The organism is Streptomyces sp. NPDC006476, assembly GCF_040612015.1.
In the GTDB taxonomy this organism is placed as follows: domain Bacteria; phylum Actinomycetota; class Actinomycetes; order Streptomycetales; family Streptomycetaceae; genus Streptomyces; species Streptomyces griseorubiginosus_B.
Map to the genome: position 1 here is coordinate 37,867 of NZ_JBEXPK010000062.1, position 9,050 is coordinate 46,916.

Sequence of the window (9,050 nt, forward strand, 5' to 3'; positions counted from 1 at the left end):
CAGACGCCTCACTCCAGATATTTATCTGCGTGACACAGATTCTTCGTAACGCAGTGGAAAGACCTCCGCTCTCCGCCCGCACCCGCTGGGCCGTCCTCGCCGTCGTCCTCGCAGCGGACGTCCTCGACCTCCTCGACGCGACCATCACCAACATCGCCGCGCCGACGATCACGAGAGACCTCGGCGGCGGCCCGGGCCTCGTGCAGTGGCTCGGCGCCTCCTACGCCCTCGCGCTCGGCGTGCTGCTCGTGCCCGGCGGGCGGCTCGGCGACAAGTACGGGCACCGGTGGCTGTTCCTGCTCGGCCTCGCCGGGTTCGTCGCGGCCTCGCTGGCCTGCGGGCTGGCCCCCGACCCGGCCGTGCTGGTCGTCACCCGGCTCGCGCAGGGCGCCTTCGGGGCGCTGGTCATCCCGCAGGGCTTCGGCATCCTCGGCGCGACCTGGCCGCGAGAGGAGATCGGCAAGGCGTTCAGCCTGTTCGGGCCCGTCATGGGGCTGTCCGCCGTCGGCGGGCCGATCCTCGCCGGGTTCCTGGTCGACGCCGACCTCGCGGGCCTGGGCTGGCGCCCCATGTTCCTGATCAACCTGCTCCTCGGCGGCGCCGCCCTGCTCGCCGCCGCCCGCCTGCTCCCCCGCGACACCGGCGACCCGTCCGTCTCCGTGGACGGCCGCGGCTCAGCCCTTCTCGCCGGCGCCCTGCTCGGCCTGCTCGGCGGCCTCATCGACGGCTCGGGCGGCGACTGGGGCGCCCGACCGCTCGCCCTCCTCCTCGCCGGCCTCGCCCTGTTCGCCGCCTTCTGCCACCGCCAGCGCACAGCGCCCGAACCGTTGATCCGGCCCACCCTCCTGCGTAACCGCGGCTTCACCTCGGGCCTGATCCTGGGTGTGCTCGCCTTCGCAGCCGTCGCCGGCCTGCTCTACGTCGTCTCCCTCTACTTCCAGCGCGGCCTCGGCCGCTCCCCCGCGGGCACCGCGCTCGGCCTGATCCCCCTGTCCGCCGGGATCGTCGTCGCGTCCATCGCCTGCCACCGGCTCATCCACCGCCACGGCCGCCGACTGGTCGTCACCGGACTGCTGCTGATCCTGGCCGGCTGCGGCAGCCTCGCCCTGCTCGCCACCCACGGCTCCTGGGCCCTCGTCCCGCCCCTCCTCCTCACCGGCCTCGGCATGGGCACCTGCTTCGGCACGGTCTACGACGTCACCATCGGCGACATCGCCCCCGAGGAGGCCGGCAGCGCGAGCGGCTCACTCAACGCGGTGCAGCAACTGGCCAACGCGATCGGGGCCGCGGCCGTGACCACCGTGTACTTCGGCACGGCCGGCAGAGGTGAGACACACGCCCTGCACACGAGCCTGGCGGTGGTCACCGCGACCGTCGCGATGTGCCTCCCCCTCGTACGCCTGCTGCCCCGCGAGGCTCCCCGGCACGACCACTAGGGACGTCACGGAGAACGCCCGGACGCGCGCTAGACGTCCCCGGCGCGCAGCCGGGCGATCTGCCGGCCGCTGAAGTCCACCGTCCGCCTCATGTGCCCCACGACCACGGCGAGTTGGGCGTCGTCCAGGTCATCGAAGAGGGCGGCCCAGCCGCCGCTCAGCCGCTCCCACATCCGGCCGAACTCGGCGATCTTCTCCGGCACCGTCAGCACGAGCACCTTGCGCCGATCGGCCGCGTCCCGCCGCCGTACGACGTACCCGGCCTTCTCCAGCCGGTCCACCAGCCGCGTCGCCGACCCGGTCGTCAGCCCCGTCAGCTCGGCGATCCGGCCCGTGGTGACCGGCCCGCCCTCCAGCGTGAGCAGGTTCAGGCACTGCAGATCCGTCGGATGCAGCCCGATACGGTCCGCCACGGCCTGGTTGAACAGGGCGTACGAGGCCATGTAGCGGCGCGAGACCGTGGACAGCTCCTCCAGCAGCCGCTCCCGTGCGCTACCCGCCATGCCCAGCTCCCTCACTTCTGCACCGTGCAGAGATCGTACGACGCAGAGGTCCACCGCCCCGGAAGCCACGGCAGCCGTGGCGGCCGCGGCAGTCGCGGCTCAGAAGTAGTAGTCATCGCCCGTGGCCAGGACGAGCACCCGCTGCCGGTCGTTCTGCCGGTTCCGGTCCACCGTGCCACCGCTCCACACCGTGTCGATCTGCAGCAACACCTCCGACGGCGCGCCCAGCAGCCGTACCCGCAGCCCGATCCGCTCCCCCACCTCGTCCGCCGCCAGCGCCCCCACCCTGCACAGCACCGCCCGCGACTCCGACCGCGCGCACCCCGCCGGCAGCGTCTGCGCGTCCGTCAGCGCCCGCGACCAGCGCAGCCGTACCGTCGCGTCCGGTACGGCCGACGGCCCGAAGTTGCCGGGCGTGAACCGCACCTCCACCCGCCCGTCGGCCAGCGAGGCGGCACCGTGGTAGGCGAGGTCGGCCTCCGGACCGCCCCCGACGGCCCGCGCGGGACCCACCGCCCCGCAGACCGCGGCCAGCACCGCCGCCGCCCACGCAAGAACCCTCCGCATGCCCCACTCCTCACTCCGGCACCGTGGACGTACGGATGTATCCCGCGCGGGGGCGCCCCGCAGGCGCCCTCCATCAGGTGACAGCGCGCGTGACAGGCTGCAGCCATGCTCATCGCCCGCTCCGCCGCCCTGTTCGTCCTCGCTGCCCTCTTCGAGATCGGCGGCGCCTGGCTGATCTGGCAGGGCGTCCGCGAACACCGCGGCTGGCTGTGGATGGCCGGCGGCGTCCTCGCGCTCGGCGCCTACGGCTTCGTGGCCACGTTCCAGCCCGACGCGCACTTCGGCCGCATCCTGGCGGCGTACGGCGGCATCTTCGTCGCGGGTTCGATCCTGTGGGGGGTGGTCGCGGACGGGTACCGGCCGGACCGCTGGGACATCACCGGGGCCGCGATCTGCCTGGCCGGGATGGCAGTGATCATGTGGGCCCCGAGAAACGGCGGCTGACCACCCGTACCGAAGGGCGCGCGGCGCCTCCCGCCTATCCTGTCCGGGACGAACCCGCACACCGAACCCGCGATCCCAACCCGCACACCGAACCCGCCGAGGAGCACCTTCATGGCCCCGTCCCGCATAGCGATCGTCACCGGCGCGAGCAGCGGAATCGGCGCCGCGACCGCCCGCAGGCTCGCCGAGGCCGGCTACCGCGTGGTCCTCACCGCCCGCCGCGAGGACCGCATCGAGGCGCTGGCCAAGGAGCTCAACGAGGCGGGCCACCAGGCGACCGCGTACCGGCTCGACGTCACCGACCGCGCCGCCGTCGACGAGTTCGCGACGGCCTTCAAGACGGTCGCCGTCCTCGTGAACAACGCCGGCGGAGCCCTCGGCGCCGACCCGGTCGCGACCGGCGACCCCGCCGACTGGCGCACGATGTACGAGACGAACGTCCTCGGCACGCTGAACGTCACCCAGGCGCTGCTGCCCAAGCTGGTCGCGAGCGGCGACGGCACGGTCGTCGTGGTCTCCTCCACCGCCGGCCACGGGACGTACGAGGGCGGCGCGGGCTATGTCGCCGCCAAGCACGGCGCCCACGTCCTCGCCGAGACCCTCCGCCTGGAGATCGTCGGACAGCCGGTGCGGGTCATCGAGATCGCGCCCGGCATGGTCAAGACCGACGAGTTCGCGCTGACCCGCTTCGGCGGGGACGCGGAGAAGGCGTCCAAGGTGTACGAGGGCGTGGCCGAACCGCTGACCGCCGACGACGTGGCCGACACCATCGGCTGGGCGGTCACCCGCCCCCACCACGTCAACGTCGACCTTCTGGTGCTGCGCCCGCGTGCCCAGGCGTCGAACACAAAAGTCCACCGGGACCTGTGATGGCCGCCGACGAGGGTGAACGGCGGCGCCTCGAGCTGGAGAAGAAACGCGAACGGTACGTCTGGTACTACCTCGCGTACTTCCTCTTCGGCATCCATGTCGTCGCGTTCGTGATGATCTACGCCGTGCTGCACGCCAAGTAGGCATAGAGTCGCAGCCTGTGGACAGACACCTGCGCTTCGACGCGCTGCACAACTTCCGTGACCTGGGCGGCTATTCGACGCCCGACGGGCGCCGGATCCGTGCCGGGCGCCTGTACCGGTCGGACTCGCTGGGCAAGGTGCGGCAGGGCACGGAGGACTGGTCCCGCTTCCTCTCGCTGGGCGTCCGCACGGTCGTCGACCTCCGCCACCCCTGGGAGATCGAGAAGCGCGGCCGGGTACCGGACGACGCGTCCTTCAGCTACCACAACCTCAGCATCGAGCACCGCCCGTACAACCAGCCGGCTTTGCCGCCCGAGGTCGACCCGGGGCCGTACCTGGCGGAGCGGTACATGGAGGTGGCGGAGGACGGCACGAAGGAGATCCGCCGGGCACTGGAACTCATCGTGGCCGCGGCGGAGTCCTCCGACGCCCTGGTCTTCCACTGCGCGTCCGGCAAGGACCGCACGGGCCAACTGGCGGCCTTCGTCCTGTCGTTGCTGGGCGTCCCGGACGAGACGATCATCGAGGACTACAGCCTCACCGAACTCGCGGCACCGGCGATCCTCGCGACCTGGACGGCACGGGAGGGCCACGCCCCGACCTGGCTGGGCTTCGGCCGCGCCCCGGCGACGGTCATGCGCACGTACCTCGCCGCCATGAAAGCGCGCCACGGCTCGATCGAAAGATACGTGACCCGAGAACTGTCCCTCGACGCACCGGAGTTGGCATCCCGCCTCCGGGCATCCCTCCTCGAACCCCGCCCCACCACCTGGCCGCCCCTGACCTACCGCAGGGCCACCCCCTCCGACGCCCCCGCCCTGGTCCGCCTCCGCGACACGGCCGCCCTCTGGCAACTGGCCCGCGGCATCGACCAGTGGAAACCGGGCGAGAAGGACGAGAGCCACTTCCACACCCGCATGCGGGAGGGCGAGGTCTGGCTGGCGTACGCGGACGACCGCCTGACCGGCGCCTACGAACTCTGGTGGGACGACCCGGCCGCCTGGGGCCCCCGCCCCGCCGACGCGGGCTACATCCACCGCCTCATGACGGTCCCCCACACCTCCCCACCCGGCACGGGCCGCCACCTCCTCACCCACGCCGAATCCCGCATCACCGCCACAGGCCGCCCTTACGCCCGCCTCGACTGCCTCGCCACCAACCCCCGCCTCCGCAGGTACTACGAATCGGCGGGCTTTGCGGTGGTCGGCGAACAGCGAGCCAAGGAGGGCGGGTTGGGCAGCCCGTACGCGGTGACACTGCTGGAGAAACGGCTGACGGGCTGATTCAGCCCTTCACGCAGACGACCTGCTTCAGCTTCGCCACGACCTCGACGAGGTCCCGCTGCTGGTCGATGACCTGCTCGATCGGCTTGTAGGCGCCCGGGATCTCGTCGACCACACCGGAGTCCTTGCGGCACTCCACGCCCCGCGTCTGCTCCTCCAGGTCCTTGGTGGAGAAGCGGCGCTTGGCGGCGTTGCGGCTCATGCGCCGACCCGCGCCGTGGGACGCCGAGTTGAAGGCCTTCTCGTTGCCGAGACCCTTCACGATGTACGAACCCGTGCCCATGGAGCCCGGGATGATGCCGTAGTCGCCGGAGCCCGCGCGGATCGCGCCCTTGCGGGTGACGAGCAGGTCCATCCCGTCGTAGCGCTCCTCCGCCACGTAGTTGTGGTGGGCGCTGATCTCCGGCTCGAAGGTCGGCTTCGCCTTCTTGAACTCCTTGCGGACCACGTCCTTCAGGAGCGCCATCATGATCGAGCGGTTGTACTTCGCGTACTCCTGCGCCCAGAACAGGTCGTTGCGGTAGGCCGCCATCTGCGGGGTGTCCGCGATGAAGACGGCGAGGTCGCGGTCGACCAGCCCCTGGTTGTGCGGGAGCTTCTGAGCCACGCCGATGTGGTGCTCGGCGAGTTCCTTGCCGATGTTCCGAGAACCGGAGTGCAGCATCAGCCATACAGAACCGGTCGTGTCCGTGCAGACTTCAACAAAATGGTTGCCGCTGCCGAGCGTTCCCATCTGCTTTCCGGCACGCTCGTGACGGAATTTGACCGAATCGGCCACTCCATCGAACCGCTCCCAGAAGTCCTCCCACCCGGCCGTCGCGAACCCGTGCAGCCGCCCCGGGTCGACCGGGTCGTCGTGCATTCCACGGCCCACCGGAATGGCCTGCTCGATCTTCGACCGCAGTCGCGAGAGATCCCCCGGCAGGTCGTTCACCGTCAGGGACGTCTTCACCGCCGACATTCCGCAGCCGATGTCCACCCCGACCGCCGCCGGACACACCGCACCCCGCATCGCGATCACCGAGCCGACCGTCGCGCCCTTGCCGTAGTGGACGTCCGGCATGACCGCGAGGCCCTTGATCCAGGGCAGGGTGGCGACATTGCGGAGCTGCTGGAGGGCACCCTCCTCGACCGACGCCGGGTCGGTCCACATACGGATCGGGACCTTCGCGCCCGGTATCTCGACGTACGACATGTCTTCCTCATTCCCCCGGAAAAAACAACAGAGCCATATAGAAGTGGGTAATCGCAAAAAAGACGCCAAGGTCTACGAAAAGGACAGCGGACCGGCGGTCACGGCGTTGCGTGCGATAGACATTGTCTGCAGGGGTGCCCCCTGCGCGGCAAGCCATTAACCAGCGAGAGGAGCCTGACCGTGCAGCGGAAGGCGTACGTACCCGGCGTCGCCGCGCTCCTCGCGGCCCTGCTGGCCGGCTGCACCGGCGGCTCCAGCGGCGGCGGCACGACGGACGACGCGAACCCGGGCAACGCCGGCTCGGCCACCGCCGTCGCCCAGCCGGGCAAGTACGACACGCTCCCGACACCGTGCAGCGCGGTCAGTCACAACACCCTCGACTCCCTGCTGCCCGGCATCAAGCAGATCGCCGACCAGGACCAGCGACAGAAGGCGTACGAGGGCGAGGCCGACCTCACCTACGACACCGACCGCAAGTCCGGCTGCCGTTGGAAGGTGGAGTCCACGGACGCGACGGACCATCTCTTCGTCGACTTCGAGCGGGTGGTGTCGTACGACAACGCGGTGAGCGACGACGCCGAGGCCCAGCAGCTGTTCGCGACGAAGGTGGAGGCGGCGGACCTGCCCGAGCCGACCGCCTCGAGCTCGGACGCGGGCGTGACCGCCGACGCCGGTTCCTCGCCCACCTCCTCGTCCTCGGCATCGCCCTCCACCTCCTCAGCGCCGTCCTCCTCGCCGTCCTCCTCCTCGTCCGCGCCCTCCTCCGACCTCCAGCCCCGTGTCCTCTCCGGTCTCGGCGACGAGGCGTTCCTCGACGACGTGGTCAGCGGCTCCGGTTCGACGGCGCAGCAGCGCACGGTGACTGTGGCGTTCCGCACGTCGAACGTCATCGTGACCATCGAGTACGAGGAGCAGCCGGCCACCGTCGGCACGGTCCCGGACAGCAAGGAAATGCAGGACAGGGCAAGGAAACTGGCCTCTCAGCTGGCGGACACGCTGGGCGGATAAGGGGTGTTCACCGCTCCCCCGCGTCCCTTCGCAAAGCTTTCAAAGCAAAACCGCACAGAGACCTCACCGCGTACCGTGGCCCCTCGGACCCGATCCGACGGCAGGAACCACGAGCGTCATGAGTGAAGGAACCATGCAGCGACCAGCACAGCGAGATGAGCTCGACCAGCGAGAGAAGCGGGCGGGGCGCCTGGGCCGTGTCCTTGTCTGCGCGGCGGCGGTCCCCGTGATGCTGATCGTCGCCGGCTGTTCCTCGGACTCCGGCTCCGGTGACAGTGGGAGCAAGGGGTCGGAGAGCGGCGTGAAGACGTCCTCGTCGGCGGGCGGGAGCGCGTCACCGACGGTGCAGGCGGCGGCGTACCGGACGATTCCCGACTCGTGCGGGACGTTGTCGCAGAAGACGCTGACCTCGCTGGTGCCGAAGGGGGCCAAGTCCGGCAAGAAGGGCTCTTCGGACGAGGCGGGCACGCGGGCGAGTTGCTCGTGGAGCAGCCTGGCCAACAACGGTGTGAAGGGCTCGCAGTTCCGCTGGCTGAACGTGTCTCTGCTGCGTTTCGACTCGGACGCGGCGCGCGGTGAGGGCAACCAGCTGGCGCACGTGTACTACGAGAAGCAGGTCAAGGACGCCCAGTCGGTGGCGGGCGCGAAGAACGTCACGTCGCAGGCGGTCGCCGGGACGGGCGACGAGGCGACGGCGGTGCGCTACGACCTGAAGAAGAAGGAGGGCGCCTTCAAGCAGCAGACGGTCGTGGCGCGGGTGGAGAACGTGGTCGTCACCCTCGACTACAACGGCGCGGGTCTGGCCGGCGACAAGACGCCGAACGCCGACGATCTGAGCAAGCTGGCGCAGCAGGCGGCCAAGGAGGCGGTGGCCTCGGTGGCGGCGGCCAACGGCGACGGCGGCCAGGGCGGCGGTTCCGGCGGCGGCTCGGGTTCGGGCACGGCGAAGCCGTCGCCTTCGAAGTCCGCGGCGCCGTCGGCGTCGGCGTCCAAGGCCGGGAAGTCCTCCGCGTCCCCGTCGAGCTCCCCTTCCTCCTCAGCGTCGAAGAAGAGCTGACCGTCACATCTGGACGGCAATTCGCAGCTCAGCACCGCATTTTGACGGAGCCCGGCCCCCTGTGAGGGCCGGGCTCCTCCCGTCCGGCGGTACGACCGCCGTACACATGTGCCACCCTGTTGCGCGCAACAACACGCAAGGGGAGGGGAGTACGGGTGGCCGCGCCACTGCAGCTGACTCGGATGCACCGCGTTCTCATCGGCGTGGTCGTGACCGGCGCCGTGATCATCGCCGGCATCGGCTTCGCCGGTTCGTACGCGGCGGTCCGCGAGTTGGCCATCAAGAAGGGCTTCGGGAACTTCGCGTACGTGTTCCCGATCGGCATCGACGCCGGTATCTGTGTCCTGCTCGCCCTGGACCTCCTCCTGACCTGGATCCGCATCCCCTTCCCGCTGCTGCGGCAGACGGCGTGGCTGCTGACCGCGGCGACGATCGCCTTCAACGGCGCGGCGGCCTGGCCGGACCCGCTGGGCGTGGGCATGCACGGTGTGATCCCGGTCCTGTTCATCGTCGCCGTGGAGGCGGCCCGGCACGCGATCGGCCG

General features: G+C 70.5%; 11 protein-coding genes. 8 read left to right on the forward strand and 3 right to left on the reverse strand.

All coding sequences use genetic code 11. From position 1 onward, the window contains the following. Nucleotides 1-53 precede the first annotated feature (53 nt). Nucleotides 54-1,436 carry an MFS transporter gene (locus tag ABZZ74_RS41370; protein WP_356949299.1) on the forward strand — a complete coding sequence of 461 codons (1,383 nt, stop codon included), beginning with the start codon at nt 54-56 and terminating at the stop codon, nt 1,434-1,436. A gap of 29 nt (nt 1,437-1,465) precedes the next feature. Here the strand turns inward: ABZZ74_RS41370 and ABZZ74_RS41375 are convergent, their stop codons facing one another. Both ABZZ74_RS41375 and ABZZ74_RS41380 read right to left on the reverse strand, forming a co-directional pair. Beyond that, on the reverse strand, nt 1,466-1,939 hold the full coding sequence (locus tag ABZZ74_RS41375; protein WP_356949300.1) for a MarR family winged helix-turn-helix transcriptional regulator: 474 nt from the start codon (nt 1,937-1,939) through the stop codon (nt 1,466-1,468). Nucleotides 1,940-2,038: 99 nt separating this feature from the next. After that, complete coding sequence (locus ABZZ74_RS41380; protein WP_356949301.1) at nt 2,039-2,506, reverse strand: hypothetical protein; 468 nt, start codon at nt 2,504-2,506, stop codon at nt 2,039-2,041. Between the two features lie 105 nt (nt 2,507-2,611). Between ABZZ74_RS41380 and ABZZ74_RS41385 the strand changes: the two genes are divergently transcribed. The 4 genes from ABZZ74_RS41385 to ABZZ74_RS41400 all read left to right on the forward strand — a co-directional run bounded on the left by ABZZ74_RS41385 (nt 2,612) and on the right by ABZZ74_RS41400 (nt 5,246). Further along, nucleotides 2,612-2,950 (forward strand): YnfA family protein, encoded by a 339-nt coding sequence (locus ABZZ74_RS41385; protein WP_133043477.1) that lies wholly within the window; start codon nt 2,612-2,614, stop codon nt 2,948-2,950. 111 nt (nt 2,951-3,061) lie between these two features. Continuing rightward, entirely contained in the window at nt 3,062-3,820 is a 759-nt protein-coding gene (locus ABZZ74_RS41390) for an SDR family NAD(P)-dependent oxidoreductase (RefSeq protein WP_133043478.1), read from the forward strand. Next, nucleotides 3,820-3,963 carry a hypothetical protein gene (locus tag ABZZ74_RS41395; RefSeq protein ID WP_356949302.1) on the forward strand — a complete coding sequence of 48 codons (144 nt, stop codon included), beginning with the start codon at nt 3,820-3,822 and terminating at the stop codon, nt 3,961-3,963. Before ABZZ74_RS41390 ends, ABZZ74_RS41395 begins: the two co-directional genes overlap by 1 nt. Nucleotides 3,964-3,980: 17 nt before the next feature. Next, entirely contained in the window at nt 3,981-5,246 is a 1,266-nt protein-coding gene (locus tag ABZZ74_RS41400; RefSeq protein WP_356949303.1) for a GNAT family N-acetyltransferase, read from the forward strand. Nucleotide 5,247: 1 nt separating this feature from the next. Here ABZZ74_RS41400 and ABZZ74_RS41405 read toward each other — a convergent pair whose 3' ends face one another. Further along, nucleotides 5,248-6,441, reverse strand: coding sequence for an RtcB family protein (locus tag ABZZ74_RS41405; protein ID WP_356949304.1), 1,194 nt, complete (start codon nt 6,439-6,441; stop codon nt 5,248-5,250). Nucleotides 6,442-6,621: 180 nt separating this feature from the next. Here ABZZ74_RS41405 and ABZZ74_RS41410 point away from each other — a divergent pair, with 180 nt between their 5' ends. The 3 genes from ABZZ74_RS41410 to ABZZ74_RS41420 all read left to right on the forward strand — a co-directional run. Continuing rightward, nucleotides 6,622-7,449, forward strand: coding sequence for a DUF3558 domain-containing protein (locus ABZZ74_RS41410; protein ID WP_356949305.1), 828 nt, complete (start codon nt 6,622-6,624; stop codon nt 7,447-7,449). Nucleotides 7,450-7,567: 118 nt separating this feature from the next. After that, on the forward strand, nt 7,568-8,506 hold the full coding sequence (locus tag ABZZ74_RS41415) for a DUF3558 domain-containing protein (RefSeq protein WP_356949306.1): 939 nt from the start codon (nt 7,568-7,570) through the stop codon (nt 8,504-8,506). A 155-nt stretch (nt 8,507-8,661) separates the two neighbouring features. After that, nucleotides 8,662-9,050 (forward strand): DUF2637 domain-containing protein (locus ABZZ74_RS41420; protein WP_356949307.1); only part of this gene is annotated, 389 nt, incomplete at its 3' end.